This window comes from Streptomyces sp. NPDC007088 (assembly GCF_042869355.1).
Classification (GTDB): domain Bacteria; phylum Actinomycetota; class Actinomycetes; order Streptomycetales; family Streptomycetaceae; genus Streptomyces.
The window spans coordinates 253505-270238 of the sequence record NZ_JBIAFO010000011.1; the positions used below are offsets into that span (position 1 = coordinate 253505).

General features: G+C 74.2%; 16 protein-coding genes and 1 pseudogene. 13 read left to right on the plus strand and 4 right to left on the minus strand.

The window, feature by feature from the left end; all coding sequences use genetic code 11:
• The first annotated feature begins 20 nt into the window (after nt 1-20).
• Nucleotides 21-1163, plus strand: coding sequence for an NADH-quinone oxidoreductase subunit D (locus ACFYMP_RS19785; protein WP_388858907.1), 1143 nt, complete (start codon nt 21-23; stop codon nt 1161-1163).
• On the opposite strand, the gene ACFYMP_RS19790 is transcribed toward ACFYMP_RS19785, so the two are convergent.
• Nucleotides 1128-2210: an SAM-dependent methyltransferase gene (locus tag ACFYMP_RS19790; protein WP_388858910.1), complete on the minus strand. Its 1083-nt coding sequence runs from the start codon at nt 2208-2210 to the stop codon at nt 1128-1130. The two genes, ACFYMP_RS19785 and ACFYMP_RS19790, sit on opposite strands and share 36 nt — an antisense overlap.
• A 122-nt stretch (nt 2211-2332) precedes the next feature.
• On the opposite strand from ACFYMP_RS19790, the gene ACFYMP_RS19795 reads away from it, so the two are divergent.
• The gene (locus ACFYMP_RS19795) at nt 2333-3535 is read left to right on the plus strand and encodes a sensor histidine kinase (protein ID WP_388858913.1); all 1203 of its coding nucleotides are present in this window, start codon (nt 2333-2335) and stop codon (nt 3533-3535) included.
• 376 nt (nt 3536-3911) lie between these two features.
• The gene (locus ACFYMP_RS19800; protein WP_388858916.1) at nt 3912-4595 is read left to right on the plus strand and encodes a response regulator; all 684 of its coding nucleotides are present in this window, start codon (nt 3912-3914) and stop codon (nt 4593-4595) included.
• Between the two features lie 76 nt (nt 4596-4671).
• Here the strand turns inward: ACFYMP_RS19800 and ACFYMP_RS19805 are convergent.
• Both ACFYMP_RS19805 and ACFYMP_RS19810 read right to left on the minus strand, forming a co-directional pair.
• Nucleotides 4672-4821: pseudogene (locus tag ACFYMP_RS19805) on the minus strand (transcriptional regulator); the annotation flags it as partial.
• Nucleotides 4822-5018: 197 nt separating this feature from the next.
• Entirely contained in the window at nt 5019-6359 is a 1341-nt protein-coding gene (locus ACFYMP_RS19810; RefSeq protein ID WP_388858919.1) for a threonine aldolase family protein, read from the minus strand.
• Between the two features lie 176 nt (nt 6360-6535).
• Here ACFYMP_RS19810 and ACFYMP_RS19815 point away from each other — a divergent pair, with 176 nt between their 5' ends.
• From ACFYMP_RS19815 to ACFYMP_RS19860, 10 genes are all read left to right on the plus strand, one after another.
• Nucleotides 6536-7459 carry a Rossmann-like and DUF2520 domain-containing protein gene (locus tag ACFYMP_RS19815; RefSeq protein ID WP_388858922.1) on the plus strand — a complete coding sequence of 308 codons (924 nt, stop codon included), beginning with the start codon at nt 6536-6538 and terminating at the stop codon, nt 7457-7459.
• A complete protein-coding gene (gene panC, locus ACFYMP_RS19820; protein ID WP_388858925.1) occupies nt 7456-8556 on the plus strand; it encodes a pantoate--beta-alanine ligase in 1101 nt (366 codons plus the stop codon). Before ACFYMP_RS19815 ends, panC begins: the two co-directional genes overlap by 4 nt.
• Nucleotides 8553-10475, plus strand: coding sequence for an L-aspartate oxidase (locus ACFYMP_RS19825; RefSeq protein ID WP_388858928.1), 1923 nt, complete (start codon nt 8553-8555; stop codon nt 10473-10475). Before panC ends, ACFYMP_RS19825 begins: the two co-directional genes overlap by 4 nt.
• Before the next feature lie 3 nt (nt 10476-10478).
• A complete protein-coding gene (nadC, locus tag ACFYMP_RS19830) occupies nt 10479-11465 on the plus strand; it encodes a carboxylating nicotinate-nucleotide diphosphorylase (protein WP_388858931.1) in 987 nt (328 codons plus the stop codon).
• Nucleotides 11466-11535: 70 nt separating this feature from the next.
• Complete coding sequence (locus ACFYMP_RS19835) at nt 11536-12333, plus strand: type III pantothenate kinase (RefSeq protein WP_388858934.1); 798 nt, start codon at nt 11536-11538, stop codon at nt 12331-12333.
• A 281-nt stretch (nt 12334-12614) separates the two neighbouring features.
• On the plus strand, nt 12615-13244 hold the full coding sequence (locus ACFYMP_RS19840; protein WP_388858937.1) for a hypothetical protein: 630 nt from the start codon (nt 12615-12617) through the stop codon (nt 13242-13244).
• Between the two features lie 19 nt (nt 13245-13263).
• Complete coding sequence (locus ACFYMP_RS19845; protein ID WP_388858940.1) at nt 13264-13458, plus strand: hypothetical protein; 195 nt, start codon at nt 13264-13266, stop codon at nt 13456-13458.
• A gap of 160 nt (nt 13459-13618) precedes the next feature.
• The gene (locus ACFYMP_RS19850) at nt 13619-14332 is read left to right on the plus strand and encodes a BlaI/MecI/CopY family transcriptional regulator (RefSeq protein WP_388858943.1); all 714 of its coding nucleotides are present in this window, start codon (nt 13619-13621) and stop codon (nt 14330-14332) included.
• A gap of 10 nt (nt 14333-14342) precedes the next feature.
• On the plus strand, nt 14343-14876 hold the full coding sequence (locus tag ACFYMP_RS19855) for an amino-acid N-acetyltransferase (RefSeq protein WP_388858946.1): 534 nt from the start codon (nt 14343-14345) through the stop codon (nt 14874-14876).
• Nucleotides 14877-15376: 500 nt separating this feature from the next.
• Complete coding sequence (locus ACFYMP_RS19860) at nt 15377-15712, plus strand: Lsr2 family protein (RefSeq protein ID WP_388858949.1); 336 nt, start codon at nt 15377-15379, stop codon at nt 15710-15712.
• Here the strand turns inward: ACFYMP_RS19860 and ACFYMP_RS19865 are convergent.
• Nucleotides 15685-16419, minus strand: a complete 735-nt coding sequence (locus tag ACFYMP_RS19865; RefSeq protein WP_388858952.1) for an SCO3374 family protein — start codon at nt 16417-16419, stop codon at nt 15685-15687. The genes ACFYMP_RS19860 and ACFYMP_RS19865 overlap by 28 nt on opposite strands.
• Nucleotides 16420-16734 lie beyond the last annotated feature (315 nt).

Sequence of the window (16734 nt, forward strand, 5' to 3'; positions counted from 1 at the left end):
GGTGCGAGACACTGACTCCCATGACGGAGACCACGATCGGTATCGGCGGCGCGGCGGAGAGCACCGACATGGTGCTCAACATCGGGCCGCAGCACCCTTCGACGCACGGCGTCCTGCGGCTGCGCCTCGTCCTGGACGGAGAGCGCGTCGTGAGCGCCGAACCCGTCATCGGCTACATGCACCGGGGCGCCGAGAAACTCTTCGAGGCCCGGGACTACCGGCAGATCGTCATGCTCGCCAACCGGCACGACTGGCTGTCCGCGTTCTCCAACGAACTGGGCGTCGTCATGGCCGTCGAGCGGATGCTCGGCATGGAGGTCCCCGAGCGGGCCGTGTGGACGCGCACCCTGCTCGCCGAACTGAACCGGGTCCTCAACCACCTGATGTTCCTCGGCTCCTATCCCCTGGAGCTGGGCGGCATCACGCCGATGTTCTACGCCTTCCGGGAGCGCGAGGACCTCCAGGCGGTCATGGAGGAGATCTCCGGCGGCCGCATGCACTACATGTTCAACCGGGTCGGCGGCCTCAAGGAGGACCTCCCGGTCGGCTGGCTCGGCCGGGTCCGCCAGGCCGTCGCCACGGTCCGCTCGCGCATGGACGTGTACGACCGGCTGATCCTCGGCAACGAGATCTTCCGGGGCCGCACCCGGGGCGTCGGCGAACTGTCCGTACGCGACGTGCACGCCTACGGGGTCAGCGGCCCCGTCGCCCGCGCCTCCGGGGCCGACTTCGACCTGCGCCGCGACGAGCCCTACCTCGCGTACGGGGAACTCCAGCGCGACCTGCGGGTCGTGACCCGCGAGGAGGGCGACTGCCTGGCCCGCTTCGAGTGCCTGCTGGAGCAGACGTACAACTCCCTCGACCTCGCCGACGCCTGTCTCGACCGGATGGCCGAGCTGCCGCCAGGACCGGTCAACCAGCGGCTGCCGAAGGTGCTCAAGGCGCCCGAGGGCCACACCTACGCGTGGACCGAGAACCCGCTCGGGATCAACGGCTACTACCTCGTCTCCAAGGGCGAGAAGACCCCGTACCGGCTCAAACTGCGCTCCGCCTCGTACAACAACATCCAGGCGCTCGCCGTGCTCCTGCCCGGCACCCTCGTCGCCGACATGGTCGCGATCCTCGGCTCACTGTTCTTCGTCGTCGGCGACATCGACAAGTAGCGCCCGCAGCGCCTCAGGTTCCCCCGCCCCCTCCGGCGCCCCCCGCCCCGGCGTGGGCAGGCGGACCGGCTGGAGCAGCCACAGGAAGTCGCCGAGCCCGCCGCGCTGCGTCAGCTCCGCGCCCTGACCGGCGAGCGCCAGCTCCCGGACGTACGCGGCCGGATCGGCGCTCGCCAGGGAGAGCGGCGGGCGCCGCCCGTCCACCCCGAGCAGCCGCAGCGCCTCCCGCTGGGTGCGCAGCACCGCGCGCCCCAGGTGCGCGCCCGCCGCCGCGCACGCGTCGAGCGCGACGTGCGCGGTCAGGTCGCAGCCGCCGTCCGGTACGGGGGTGACCTCGCGGCCCTCCCGGAAGCCGGTGAGCGTCCCGAACGGGGGCCGGGCGGCAGCGAGGTGCGCGTAGTCCACGGCCACCGCGAGGCCCCGCTCCAGCCCGGAGGCGGCGGCGGCCCACGCCTCGTCCCTGGTGCGGCCGATCTCCGCGCGCCGCCCCGGCCGCGCCGCCCGGCCGGGCTCGGCCAGCGGCCACCAGCGGCGCAGCCACCGCTCGTCCTCGCCCGCCACGGGCGGCCCCGGTCGCTCGCCGCCGTCCGGGGCGACGAGCACCTGCCGCACCACCCCCTCGGCGTCGGCCTCGGCGACGTCCAGCGGCACATTGTCCAGCCACTCGTTGGCGAACAGCAGGCCGGTGATCCCGGACGGGGGCCGCGCGCACCACTCGACGCGCGGATCGAGCCCGGCGGGACGCGGCGCGCGTTCCACCGCGTACGCCCGGACCCGGGGCGCGAGCCGCTCGGGGAGCGCCGCGAGGACCCCGGCCGCCAGCTCCCCGTGGCCGGCGGCCATGTCCACGAAGTCCAGCCGGGGCGGTGCGCCCAGCAGCGCGTCCACCTCCCCGAGCAGCCGGGCGACGGCCCGCGCGAAGCGGCCGGAGGCGTGCACCGAGGTGCGGAAGTGCGCGGCGGGTCCCGCCGCCCCCCGGTAGAAGCCGCCCGGTCCGTACAGCGCTTCCTCGGTCGCCGCCCGCCAGCCCCGCCACTCGTCGTCCACGTACCGAAGGTTAGGCTCCGCTTCCGGGGCGCTCCACCTCCACCTTGGGGAGTACGCCCCCACTCCCGGATCGACCCTCCGGGCGACTCCCGCCGCCTTTCCTCCTGCCTACGCTGGGTGACGTGCAGCGCCTCTACGATTTGGTCCGCAGACACCCGACGTGGGTCGACGGCGTCCTCGCCGTGATCCTCCTCGGGCTGTCCGTGCCGGGCATCGCGCAGACCTGGCACCAGCGCGGACCGCTGGCACAGGCGGCCGTCCTCCCGGTCCTGCTGCTGCTGGGCGTCGTCGTCACGCTGCGGCGCCGGGCCACCGCGCACATGCTGCTGCTCGCCGCCCTCTCCGGGGTCGCCCAGCTCGCCTTCGACGTCCAGGTGCTGCCCGCCGATTTCGCGCTGCTCGTCGCGATCTGCACCGCCGCCGCCGAGGGGCCGCGCTGGGCCTCCCGCTTCGCCCTCGTCGGAGGGCTGTTCGCCGCGCCGCTGGCGCAGCTGCGCTGGCCCCCCGACATCCACGGCACCTCCCAGTGGCTCTTCTTCACCGGCATCATGGTGGTGCCCTTCGTCCTCGCCTGGGTGCTCGGCGACTCGCTGCGCACCCGCCGCGCCTACTTCGCGCAACTGGAGGAGCGGGCGGCGCGGCTGGAGCGGGAACGCGAGGCCCAGTCGAAGGTCGCGGTCGCCGCCGAACGCGCCCGGATCGCGCGGGAACTGCACGACGTCGTCGCCCACAACGTGTCCGTCATGGTCGTGCAGGCCGACGGCGCCGCCTACGTCCTCGACGCCTCGCCCGAGCAGACCAGGGCCGCGCTGGAGACCATCTCCGGCACCGGCCGGCAGGCCCTCGCCGAGATGCGCAGGCTGCTGGGCGTGCTGCGCACGGGGGAGCACGAGGAGGGCGGCGAGTACGTGCCGCAGCCCGACGTGGGACAGATGGACGAGCTGATCGAGCAGGTGCGCGGCACCGGGCTGCCCGTGGACTTCAGCGTCGAGGGCACCGCGAGGCAACTGCCCAGCGGCGTCGAGCTGACCGCGTACCGCATCGTGCAGGAGGCGCTGACCAACACCCGCAAACACGGCGGGCCCGAAGCGGGGGCCCGGGTCCGGCTCGTCTACTTCGACGATGGGCTCGGCCTGCTCATCGAGGACGACGGCCGGGGCGCCCCGCACGAGCTGTACGAGGACGGGGGAGCCGACGGCGCCGGGCACGGCCTCATCGGCATGCGCGAGCGGGTGGGGATGGTGGGCGGCACCCTGGACGCCGGCCCCCGCCCGGGAGGAGGCTTCCGTATCAGCGCCCTGCTCCCGCTCAAGGGGGCCCACTGAACCCGGCGGCCCGCAGCGGCGGCCCGGCGTGACCGGGTCTCGGCGTCGCGCGATCCGCTCCCGGGGCCGTGCGGCCGGGTCCTGGTGTCGCGCGGTCCGGGCTACGTGTCGTGTGGCCGGCGCCTGGAGGGGCGTGGGTCCGGTCCGGGGCCGGGCGGCCGGGTCCTGGAGGCGTGTGGGGCCGGTCCGGGCCATGTGTCGTGCGGCCGGGTCCCGGTGTCGCGCGGTCCGGCCGCTGGCCCGCGCGGCCGGACCGTCCGGGGGGCTCCCGTCCGGGCCCGCCACCCTCGTACCCTGCGCACCACCCCGCTCTCCCGGCCCCCGGGCCACCACCGAACCCGCCCCGACCCGCGCCCCCGAAGGGACCTGACTTCTCATGCCGGCCACCCCCGCGATCCGTGTGATGCTCGTCGACGACCAGGCGCTGTTGCGCGCCGGCTTCCGGATGGTGCTCGCCGCCCAGCCGGACATGGAGGTGGTCGCCGAGGCGGGCGACGGTGTGCAGGCCCTGGCCGAACTCGACCGCGTGCCTGTCGACGTCGTCCTCATGGACGTGCGGATGCCCCGCCTCGACGGTGTGGAGACGACCCGCCGCATCCACGAACGCCAGGCGCCGCCGAAGGTCCTCATCCTCACGACCTTCGACCTCGACGAGTACGCCTTCTCCGCGCTCAAGGCCGGGGCCGGCGGCTTCATGCTGAAGGACGTGCCGCCCGGCGAACTGCTCTCCGCGATCCGGGCGGTGCACAGCGGGGACGCCGTCGTCGCCCCCTCCACGACCCGCCGGCTCCTCGACCGCTTCGCCCCGATGCTGCCGGGCGCCACCCAGCCGGGCCACCACGCCCTGGAACGGCTCACCGGCCGGGAACGCGAGGTCATGGTCCTGGTCGCCCAGGGCATGTCCAACGGGGAGATCGCCGCGCGCCTCACCCTGTCGGAGGCCACCGTGAAGACCCACGTCGGCCGCATCCTCACCAAACTCGGCCTGCGCGACCGCGTCCAGGTCGTCGTCCTCGCGTACGAGACGGGGATCGTGCGCGCCGGAGGCGGCGGGGCGTAGGAGCCCACGAGGTCCACGCGGCCCGGGTGGCGGCGTCGCCGTCTCCCGGCTGGTGTCCGCGCCGCCGGCCGGGTCCGCGCGGGACGCCCTCGGCGAAGCCGGTGCCGATCCGGGCGACCAGCGCCAGACCCAGCCGCTGCGGGACGTAACGGCCCCGGCGGCGCGTGCTGACCGGGCCCGCCTTCTTCAGGACGGACGGGTGCCGGGAGATCTCCCGGGCGGTCATCCGCTCTCGTCAGTCCGCACGACCCGGTCCGGGCCCGCGGTCCGGGCCGGCCGGCACGAGCCTCATCCAGGACCGCCTCGTCGCCACCCACCGTGGACTTCGGCACGGCACACCTCCCCTCCGGTCGGGCACCCACCCCGTGTGGCGCCCCCTGTGGTCCGCCCCGCGCGGACCCCGCCGGCTTCGCCGCTCCCGCCTCAGCCCTCGGCCGTGATCCGCGCGAGGAACTGCCGCAGCGCCTCCCCGACCTCGGCGCGCGACCAGTCCAGGCCCGCCGCGGACACGGTCACCTCGGTCATCGACAGGCCCGGCAGACCCGGTTCGAACCAGCGCTGGAACAGTGAGGTGCCGGTCTCCTCGGCCTGCCGCACCGCCGCCTCCGTCAGCACCCGCGCCGGATACGGCAGCCACACCTGGAACTGGTGCGTGTGCGGCACCTCCGGATACACCCGCGACCACGGGACGCCCGCCGCCGCGAGACCGTCGGTCAGCGCCGCCGCGAGGAACCGGGCCTTCTCCACGTAGGAGGGGAGCCTCGGCAGCTCCCGCTCCAGGCCGATCAGCGCCGAGACGGCCGTCGGGAACTGCTGGAAGACCTGGCCGCCGTACCGGTGACGCCAGGTGACCGCCTCGTCGACGAGCTGCCGCGGACCCGCCAGGGCGGCGCCGCCGAAGCCGTCGAGCGACTTGTAGAAGGACACGTACACGCTGTCCGCGAGCGCCGCGATCTCCTGGAGGCTCCGCCCGAAATGGGTGGTCGTCTCCCACAGGCGGGCCCCGTCGAAGTGCACGACGGCCTCCCGCTCCCGGGCCGCCTCGACCACCTCCACCAGCTCCTCCCAGGTCGGCAGGACGAACCCGGCGTCGCGCAGCGGCAGTTCGAGCATGAGCGTGCCGAAGGGCTCACCCAGCTCCCGTACCTCCCCCGCGGTGGGCAGCCGGGGCGCGCTCGTCGGATGCACCGTGCGCAGGCCGCTCACCACGGTGAGGGCGTCGCGTTCGTGCGTCTCCGGATGGGCCAGCGGGTGCAGGGCCACGGCGGGGTTGCCGGTGCGGCCGGCCCAGCAGCGCAACGCGACCTGCTGCGCCATCGTGCCGCTCGGGAAGAAGGCCGCGGCCTCCGTGCCGAGGAGTTCGGCGACCCGGGACTCCAGCCGCGCCACCACCCCGTCACCGTAGATGTCGGCGGGTTCGTCCAGGTCCGTCACGGAACCGGCCAGCTCGGCCAGCTCCGCGATCCGCTCACCGACCGTCGGCCGCGCCCCCTGCCGGGAGAGTCGCCGCCGGGCACCGGCGAACGCGGCCTGCCGCCGCCGCTGAGCCCGCTCCTCCGCGTCCACGCCCTCCGGGTCCACGCCCTCCGCGTCCGCGGCCTCTCCGTCCGCGCCCCCTCCGTTGGGGTTCCCCGCCCCGACGGCCACCTCGTCCGCCGCGCCCGCGCCCGCGCTCGCCGCGGTGCCGTCGCCACTGTGCGGAACGGTGGCCCCCGCGTTGTCGGACGGGCCGAGTCCGGCGCTGTCGCTCGTGTCTTGATTCATGCGTTGATCATGGCAAAACTCCTCCCCGGACCGTCCACAGGTTTGTTGTGACAAACGGATCAGCGCATGACTGTGCACAGCCTGTGGACGGCGAACGGCGCGCCCCGGACCATTAGCGTTAGCATGACGAGAAATCGTCCGGTACCCCGAGCGGACTGGAACGGAAGGCCCGTCGCGTGAACACACCCCACCCCCCCGACCCCAAGGACCGCCCCGCGCGCCTCACCGTCGGCGTCGTCGGCGCCGGCCGGGTCGGTCCCGCCCTCGCCGCGTCCCTCGCCCTCGCCGGGCACCGGCCGGTCGCCGTCTCCGGCGTCTCGGAGGCGTCCCGCCGCCGCGCCGCGGCCCTGCTGCCCGAGGTCCCCCTCGTCACACCCGACGAGGTGCTGACCCACGCCGATCTGGTGCTGCTCACGGTCCCCGACGACGCCCTGCCCGGACTCGTCGAGGGACTCGTGGACACCAAGGCCGTACGCCCCGGCCAGCTCCTCGCGCACACCTCAGGCCGGTACGGCACCAGCGTCCTGGACCCCGCGCTGCGGGCGGGGGCGCTGCCGCTCGCGCTGCACCCCGTCATGACCTTCACCGGCACCGCCGTCGACGTGCAGCGCCTGGCCGGCTGCTCCTTCGGCGTCACCGCCCCCGAGGAGCTGCGGCTCGCGGCCCAGGCCCTCGTCATCGAGATGGGCGGCGAGCCCGAGTGGATCGAGGAGCGGGCCCGTCCGCTCTACCACGCGGCCCTGGCCCTCGGCTCCAACCACCTCGTCACCCTCGTGGCCCAGTCCATGGACCTGCTGCGCGAGGCCGGGGTGGCCGCGCCCGAACGGATGCTGGGCCCGCTGCTCGGCGCGACCCTCGACAACGTCCTGCGCTCCGGCGACAGCGCCCTGACCGGGCCCGTCTCGCGCGGCGACGCGGGCACCGTCGCCGCCCACATCGGCGAACTGCGCCGGCACGCCCCGCAGACCGTCGCCGGTTACGTGGCCATGGCCCGCGCGACCGCCGACCGCGCCCTCGCCCACGGCCTGCTCAAAGCCGAACTCGCCGAGGACCTGCTCGACGTGCTCGCCGACGACGACACCACGGGAGGCGCCCGGTGACCCCGGACCAAGGACCCACCCGCAGCCCCCGGGAGACCACGGAGCGACGGCCCGCGACCGGCGCCACGCGCCCCTTCGCCCTCGTCCACACCGCCGAGGCGCTGCACGCCCTGGAGCGGCCCGCCGGGCGCCGCGCCCTCGTCATGACGATGGGCGCGCTGCACGAGGGCCACGCGAGCCTCGTCCGCGCCGCCCGGGAACACGTCGGAGAACAGGGACAGGTCGTCCTCACCGTCTTCGTCAACCCGCTCCAGTTCGGCGCCGGAGAGGACCTCGACCGCTATCCGCGCACCCTGGACCGCGACGTCGTCCTCGCGCGGGAGGCCGGGGCCGACGCCGTCCTCGCCCCCTCGGCCGAGGAGGTCTACCCCGGCGGCGCACCCCAGGTCAGGATCAGCGCCGGCCCCATGGGGGAGCGGCTCGAAGGCGCCACCCGCCCCGGGCACTTCGACGGCATGCTCACGGTCGTCGGCAAGATGTTCCACCTCACCCGCCCCGACCTGGCCTTCTTCGGGCAGAAGGACGCCCAGCAGCTGGCCCTCGTGCGCCGCATGGTGCGCGACCTCGCGTTCGGCATCGACATCGTCGCCGTCCCCACCGCCCGGGAGCCCGACGGACTGGCCCGCTCCAGCCGCAACCGCTACCTGTCGCCCGCCGAGCGGCGCAGCGCCGTGGCGCTCTCCCGCGCCCTGTTCGCGGGCCGCGACCGGCTCGCCGCGCAGAACGCGCTGCACCACCGCGCCGCCTGGGCCCCGGCGGGCCCCGGCCGCGCCCTCGCCCTCGACGCGCTCGGGGAGTCCCGGGCCGCCGCCGACGCGCACGCCGTGGCCCGCGCGGTCGCCGCCGGCCCCGAGGAGGTCAGGGCCGCCGCCCGCCAGGTCCTGGAGGAGGGGGCGCGGCTGAGCCCGTCCGTGGTCCTCGACTACCTCGCGCTCGTCGATCCCTCCGACTTCACCGAGATCACCGAGGACTTCCGGGGTGAGGCGGTGCTCGCCGTCGCCGCGAAGGTCGGCACGACCCGCCTGATCGACAACCTCCCGCTGGCCTTCGACACCCCTCGCGCACACCCCGCCCAACACCCCGGAGGCGCCGTATGACCGGCCCGTCCACCCCCCGCCCGCCGCACACCGCGATACGCCTGCCGGCCGCACCGCCCGGCTGGGAGCACGAGGCCGACGTCGTGGTCGTCGGCTCCGGCATCGCCGGGCTCACCGCCGCGCTGCGCTGCCGCGCCGCCGGGCTGCGCACCGTCGTCGTCACCAAGGCCCGGCTGGACGACGGCTCGACGCGCTGGGCCCAGGGCGGCATAGCGGCCGCCCTCGGCGAGGGCGACACCCCCGAGCAGCACCTCGACGACACCCTCGTCGCGGGCGTCGGACTGTGCGACGAGGAGGCCGTGCGCGTCCTGGTCACCGAGGGCCCCGACGCCGTGCGCCGGCTCATCGGGACCGGCGCCCGCTTCGACACCGCGCCCGGCGGCGAGGAGATCGCCCTCACCCGGGAGGGTGGTCACCACCGGCGCCGCATCGCCCACGCGGGTGGCGACGCGACCGGCGCCGAGGTCTCCCGCGCCCTCGTCGCCGCCGTCCGCGAACAGGGCGTCCGCACCGTCGAGAACGCCCTCGTGCTCGACCTCCTCAAGGACGCCGAGGGCCGCACGGCCGGCGTCACCCTGCACGTCATGGGCGAGGGCCAGCACGACGGGGTGGGCGCCGTCCGCGCGCCCGCCGTGGTCCTCGCGACCGGCGGCATGGGCCAGATCTTCGCCGCGACCACCAACCCCTCGGTGTCCACCGGCGACGGGGTCGCGCTCGCGCTGCGGGCCGGCGCCGAGGTCAGCGACCTGGAGTTCGTCCAGTTCCACCCGACCGTACTGTTCCTGGGCACCGACGCCGAGGGGCAGCAGCCGCTCGTCTCCGAGGCGGTACGCGGCGAGGGCGCCCACCTCGTCGACGCCGACGGCGTGCGCTTCATGACCGGTCAGCACGAACTCGCCGAACTCGCCCCCCGTGACGTCGTCGCCAAGGGCATCACGCGCCGCATGCGCGAGCAGGGCGTCGACCACATGTACCTCGACGCCCGCCACTTCGGCGCCGAAATGTGGAGCAGCCGCTTCCCGACGATCCTCGCCGCGTGCCGCGCGCACGGCATCGACCCCGTCACCGAGCCGATCCCGGTCGCGCCCGCCGCGCACTACGCCTCCGGGGGCGTACGCACCGACCTGTACGGCAGGACGACCGTCCCGGGCCTGTACGCGTGCGGGGAGGTCGCCTGCACCGGGGTGCACGGAGCGAACCGGCTCGCCTCCAACTCCCTCCTCGAAGGGCTCGTCTACGCGGAGCGCATCGCCGGCCACCTCGCCGAGCGCTTCGCCGCGGACAACGCGAGCAGCACCGCCAGCACCACCGGCACCAGCACCAGCACCATGGACGACGAGGACGCCGCGGAGGCGCCCCCCGCCGAGGCGAGCCGCGCCCTCGCCGAGTCCGCCCTGCCCGACCCCGCGCTCGCCGACCTGGCCCTGGCCGATCTCGCCACAGGCGCCGGAGCCGCCCGCGCCACCGAGGCCGTCGCGCAGGCTCCGGCCGCCGGGGACCTCGTCTCCGAGACGCTCCAGCCCGCCGAGGCCCGGTTCGCCGTCCAGCGGATCATGACCGAGGGCGTCGGCGTGCTGCGCTCCGCCGCCTCCCTGCGCACCGCCGCCGAACGGCTGGAGGGTCTCGTCCTGGAGGCCGCCGAGGGCAAGCGGGCCGAACCGGGCGTCGACAGCTGGCAGGCGACGAACCTGCTGACCGTCGCCCGGGTCCTGACCGCCGCCGCCCTGCGGCGCGAGGAGACGCGCGGCTGCCACTGGCGCGAGGACCACGCCGGGCGTGACGACACCGGCTGGCGGCGGCATATCGTCGTCACCCTGAACGCGGATCACGGCCTGTCGGCGCACACCACCGACACGGCCGCGCTGCCGCCGACCCTGCCCGCCCTGCCGACCCCGAGCGCCCGTCCCCAGGAGCACTGACCCGTGAGCAGTACGCCCGAACCTTCCGAACTCCCCCTCGTCTCCGCAGGCGGCTGCGGCGACGGCTGCGCGTGCGGCGGCCACGACGGACCGGACGAGTCCGGCCTCGACCCGGCGCTCGCCGAACTGCTCACCGAGGCCGGACTCGACCCGGTCCTGGTCGAGGACGTCGCCTACCTCACGGTCGCCGAGGACCTCGACGGCGGCGAAGACGTCACCTCCGCCGCGACCGTCCCCGAGGACGCCGTGGCCACGGGCGACTTCACCGCGCGCGAGAACGGCGTGGTCGCCGGGCTGCACATCGCCGAGGCCGTCCTCTCGCTCGTCGCCTCCGAGGAGTTCGAGGTCGAGCGGCACGTGTCCGACGGGGACGCGGTGCACGCCGGGCAGCGGCTGCTGAGCGTCACGACCCGCACCCGCGACCTGCTGACCGCCGAGCGCGGCGCGCTCAACCTGCTGTGCCGCCTCTCCGGCATCGCGACGGCGACCCGCGCCTGGGCCGACGCGCTGGAGGGCACCGACGCGAAGGTCCGCGACACCCGCAAGACCACGCCGGGCCTGCGCGCCCTGGAGAAGTACGCGGTGCGCTGCGGCGGCGGCGTCAACCACCGCATGTCGCTGTCGGACGCGGCGCTCGTGAAGGACAACCACGTCATCGCGGCCGGCGGCGTCGCGCAGGCGTTCAAGGCCGTGCGCGACATGTTCCCCGGCCTCCCCGTCGAGGTCGAGGTGGACACCCTCCACCAGCTCCGCGAGGTCCTGGACGCGGGCGCCGACCTCGTCCTGCTCGACAACTTCACCCCCGCCGAGACCGAGGAGGCCGTCACGCTCAACGCGGGCCGGGCGCTGCTGGAGTCCTCGGGCCGGCTGACCCTGGAGAACGCGCGGGCCTACGCCGACACCGGCGTCGACTACCTCGCGGTGGGCGCCCTGACCCACTCCTCGCCCATCCTCGACATCGGCCTCGACCTGCGCGGGGCCACGGCCTGATGGCGGCCGGAGACAGGGCGCCCCGCGCGCGAGCCGGGGCCACGGCGCCCCGCCCGGGAAGGAGCCCCCGATGCTGCTGACGATCGACGTCGGGAACACGCACACCGTCCTCGGGCTCTTCGACGGGGAGGAGATCGTCGAGCACTGGCGCATCTCCACCGACCCCCGGCGCACCGCCGACGAACTCGCGGTGCTGCTCCAGGGCCTCATGGGCATGCACCCGCTGCTCGGCGTGGAACTGGGCGAGGGGATCGACGGCATAGCGGTCTGCTCGACCGTCCCCTCGGTCCTGCACGAGCTGCGCGAGGTGACCCGCCGCTACTACGGGGACGTCCCCGCCGTCCTCGTCGAGCCCGGCATCAAGACGGGCGTGCCGATCCTCATGGACCACCCCAAGGAGGTCGGCGCCGACCGCATCATCAACGCGGTCGCCGCCGTCGAGCTGTACGGCGGACCGGCGATCGTCGTGGACTTCGGCACCGCCACCACCTTCGACGCGGTCTCCACACGCGGCGAGTACACCGGCGGCGTGATCGCGCCCGGCATCGAGATCTCGGTGGAGGCCCTCGGCGTGCGCGGCGCCCAGCTCCGCAAGATCGAACTGGCCAGACCGCGCAGCGTGATCGGCAAGAACACCGTCGAGGCCATGCAGTCCGGCATCCTCTACGGGTTCGCCGGACAGGTCGACGGGGTGGTCCAGCGCATGAAGCGCGAGCTGGCCGCCGAACCGGACGAGGTCACGGTCATCGCGACCGGTGGACTCGCCCCCATGGTCCTGGGCGAGTCCACCGTCATCGACGAGCACGAACCGTGGCTCACCCTCATCGGCCTGCGCCTCGTGTACGAGCGCAACGTCTCCCGCAGGTGACGTCTCCTCGCGGATGAGGAACGCGCCCCGCGCGACAGGCCCCGGAAGCCCGCGCGGGCCGCGACCGCGCACGGGGCCGCCGGTTCGGGGCGGCGACGGCGCGCAGTACGTCGGGTGGGGGCGGCGGCCGCGTACGGGCCGCCGGTTCGGGGCGGCGACGGCGCGCAGCTTCTCGGGCGGGGGCCCGACCGCGTAGGCGCGGCCCCCGCACCCATCCCAGGGACTCCGCCCCGCCGCCCCAATAACCCGACTTTTGTCCGCTTTGTGCGTATCGTCGGTTCATGCCCACGCCATACGGATCTTCCCGCGGCGGCATGGTGTTCGGCGCAGACGAGCTGCGTGTGCTGCGTCGAGCCCTTGCCCTCGCCCTGCTGCCAGGCCCCGCCCGCGAAGAGGACGTCCGCGACTGTCTGCGGCTGGCCCGCGCCGTGGACGAGGCGGTCGAGGAGGCGGCCCGGCTGCGCGCCTTCCTCGTCGCCGACCTCGGCCGCTACCGCGCCGCCCTGCCCGGCAGCGCCCCCGGGTACCTGCCGCTCCTGGAAGAGGCTCTGGGGGCCGGGCACCGGCCGGGCCCCGACGATCTCGCCGCGCTGCGCTCCCTGCGCGACGACCCGGCCGCCGCCCGGCTGCTGGAGCGCTGCCGCGAGCTGGCCGGGCACTCCCTGCGGGGCGGCCTCGTCGGCCAGGCCTCCGCGCCCGCGCCGCGCACCCGGCTGCTGGCCCTGCCCGGGGGCCGCAAGTCCACCGAGGACCAGGACGCGAAGCCCGCGGGCGAGCCCGCCCGTAAGCCGGCCCCCAAGGTCCCCGGCCGCCCCGCGCCCACTCCGGCCGAGGTGTTCCCGCCCAAACGGCGCCCCGCCCCCGCGCCGCAGAAACCGGACACGCCACCCCAGAAGCTGGCGGCGGGATGACGCGGCTACTCTGAAACGTATGGACTACGTCTCCGCACTCGTACCCCCCGTGGTGATGGCCGTGTTCTTCATCGGCCTGGTCGTGACGATAGTGAAGTCGCAGGGCGGTGCGAACAAGTCCAAGGAGGACGCCGCGGTGGACGCGGCGCTCGTCCGCTCGCAGGCCGAGCCGGCCTCCGTGCCGCCCACCCGGGGCTCGGGCGACGCGGGCTGAGTCCCGGCCCCGTCCCACCGCGGCCCGCGGCGTCCCGCCGCACCGCACCCGTACGTACCGAAAGGGCGTGCGATCCGGCCCCGACCGGATCGCACGCCCTTTTCGCCGCCTTTGTCGTCCATTCACTGGTTTATGTCTTTTGTCGACGTAGAGTGCTTTCGTGGTCCGCCCCCTGGGAGATCTGGAAGACGCGGTGATGACCCGCGTATGGAAGTGGAACCGTCCCGTCACGGTCCGGGAAGTTCTGGAGGACCTGCAACAGGAACGTTCGATCGCCTACACCACGGTGATGACCGTCCTGGACAATCTCCATCAGAAGGGCTGGGTGCGGCGCGAGGCCGAAGGGCGGGCCTATCGATATGAGGCCGTCTCCACCCGCGCCGCGTACGCCGCGGCCCTCATGAACGAGGACTGGGCGCGCAGCGACAACCAGGCCGCCGCGCTCGTCGCCTTCTTCGGCATGATGTCCCCCGCGCAGCGCGAGGCGCTCCGGGACGCCGTACGCATCGTGCAGGGTCCCGAGGAAACGGGCGGGGCGGCCGGTACGCCCGCCCCGGAAGCCGAAACCCCGGAAACCGGGGAAACCGCGAGAACTCCGCGAGCGCCGAAACGCCCGGGGCTCGCGGAAACGCCGACCCCGGCGCCCGGCCCGGAACACGGGGTACCTGGGGAACGGGGAGAACCCGCGGAGCGCGAAGAACCGGCGGAGCGTGAAGAACCGGGAGAGCCCTCGGCGGAAGCAGCGGAAGCAGCGGGACCGCGGAAGGATACGCGGGCGGAGTCCGAAGAGCCCCGGCCGGAACCCGGGAAACCCCGAGAACCCGGGCAAGCCCGAGTGGAACCCGCGGCGTCCGTGCCCGAGGAAGAGCGATAGCCTCCCCCGCATGTCAGCTCACGCGTCCGAACTCAAGCCGAATGCCGTCACCGTGCGCCGGGCGCGGACCGCGGACGTTCCCGCCGTACGCGACCTCCTGGACGCCTACGCGCGCCGGGGCATCCTGCTGGACAAAGCCACGGTGACGCTTTACGAGGACATCCAGGAGTTCTGGGTCGCGGAACGCGACGACAACGCGGAGGTCGTCGCCTGCGGGGCCCTGCACGTGATGTGGGAGGACCTCGCGGAAGTGCGGACGCTCGCGGTGAACACCGAGCTGAAGGGGGCCGGCCTCGGCCACCTGCTGCTGGAGAAGCTGCTGCACACCGCCCGCTGGATCGGCGTTCGCCGGGTATTCTGCCTGACCTTCGAAGTCGAGTTCTTCGCGAAGCACGGCTTCGTGGAGATCGGCGAGACTCCCGTCGACACCGACGTCTACAGCGAACTTCTGCGTTCTCCGGACGAAGGGGTGGCGGAGTTCCTCGGTCTCGAACGGGTGAAACCCAACACCTTGGGCAACTACCGGATGCTTCTGCATCTCTGACCGGTTGCCCGCACGCCTTCCCGGGAAGCCGGGAAGGCGGCTATCCGCGCGCCCCGCCGGAAGATACGGGTGTGCCGTGCGACAGGTTCCCGCCGTGGCCGCCGGAGGTCTCCCGCGCGCCCTCGCTAACGCGATCCGACTACCGGCCGAGTGGCCCGGACCGACTACGCCGACTACCCGGGCGGACTTCCCGGACTCCACAAGCGGGGTTCTTTGTCGGGGGCGTCCGGAGTTCGCCGCGTGAAGACCGTGACTTCGGTGACCGGAGATGATCGGTCAATCACCCCCTCCTTTCCGTGCCCAGGCTGCCCGTGCTACCTATGTCCGAAACGCGCATGTTTCCCGGGCTCTTCGCCTGTGCAGTCTCTCCCCAGCCTCTCCTCCGCCCTTCCCCCGCTCTTCCCTCGCTCTCTCCCCTACTCTCTACGAGGGGTTTGTGTTTTCCCGGAAAAAGCGGTTTGCTTTCGGCGTACTGCATTTATCGATGAAAGGAAAACCCGGTGGCGCAGAAGGTACAGGTCCTTCTTGTCGACGACCTCAACGGCGGCGAGGCCGATGAGACCGTGACGTTCGCACTCGACGGCAAGAGCTACGAAATCGATCTCACCACGGCGAACGCGGACAAGCTCCGCGGTCTGCTGGAGGACTACGTCAAGCACGGCCGGCGCACCGGCGGCCGCGCGGCGGGCGGCCGGGGCAAGTCCCGCGCCTCCTCCGGCGGCAACCAGGACACCGCGGCCATCCGCGCCTGGGCCAAGGAGAACGGCCACAAGGTCAACGACCGCGGCCGCGTTCCCGCCGACGTCCGTCAGGCGTACGAGGACGCGCACCGCTGAGCGGACCGGGCCGCAGGGCCCCACAGTCCGATCCGGTGACATTCCGTGGCCGCCGCGTCCACCAGCCGAGCGAGTCCGGGGGCGCCCCCACCGCCCCCGAGCCCGTCCAGGCCGGGAAGCGACTCAGATTCCCCGGCCCCGGTCTCGCCGACGCGGGGCGCGACGAGCCAGTGGCAGGGCGCCCCCGCGCCGCTTCGCGCCGGCCCCGCGCCGACGCCGGCCTCTTCTCCTCGCCCCCGGGCGGGCGGCGGCTCCGTCTCGGCCGTGGGCCCCGCCGCGGCCGTCCCCGGCCGTCCGGCCGGCCCCTCCCGCTCGCAGGAGGGCGGGTGCGGCGCTTCGACGTGCCCGCCGGTGCCGTACGCGCGCAGGGCGGTGGCGAGCGTCCCCCACTCCAGCCACTGAAGGAGTCCGGGCAGTTCCTCCGCGCTGCCGGCGGCCACCAGGAACCGCGTCGTCCGGCCGTGCAGCGCGACGGGGGAGCGCGGCCGCAGCCTCTCCAGCACGGCGAGACCGGCCGGGGCCGGGACCTCCAGTACGTCGAAGAGCGCTCCCGTCTCCAGGAGGACCGGCCCCCCGGCCCCGGCCTCCCGGACCGGCCAGCCGAGCTCCGTCCGGTACCAGCGGGCCCGGGACCGCGAGCCGCAGGGGCACGCGGAGGTCTCGACGGGCACCGGGCGGGAAGGGGGAGAGGGAGGGCGGGCGTTCATGCCCGGAGCAACAGCGGGCCGCACTCCCGGGTTACGTGCCGTGATGACCGTGTCACGGTGTGTGCGCGGAACGCGGGCGCTCGGGCGGGCCGGACGGCGCAAGGGTGTTCGCCCGTAGCGGAGGGAACGGGGGTGCGCCGCATGGACTGTCGGTGTTTGCGGGTAAGACATCCCTAGTGGGGAGGGGCGACACGCGGTTTCCGGCGCGGTGCGTTCGCCATCGGCGTAGTGATGGCGCGGGTATCCGCTTGGCCTGCGGGAACATCGTCTCGCACCATCAGGTTGAGGCAGTTGTCGGCGTCACGGTGCAGGAGG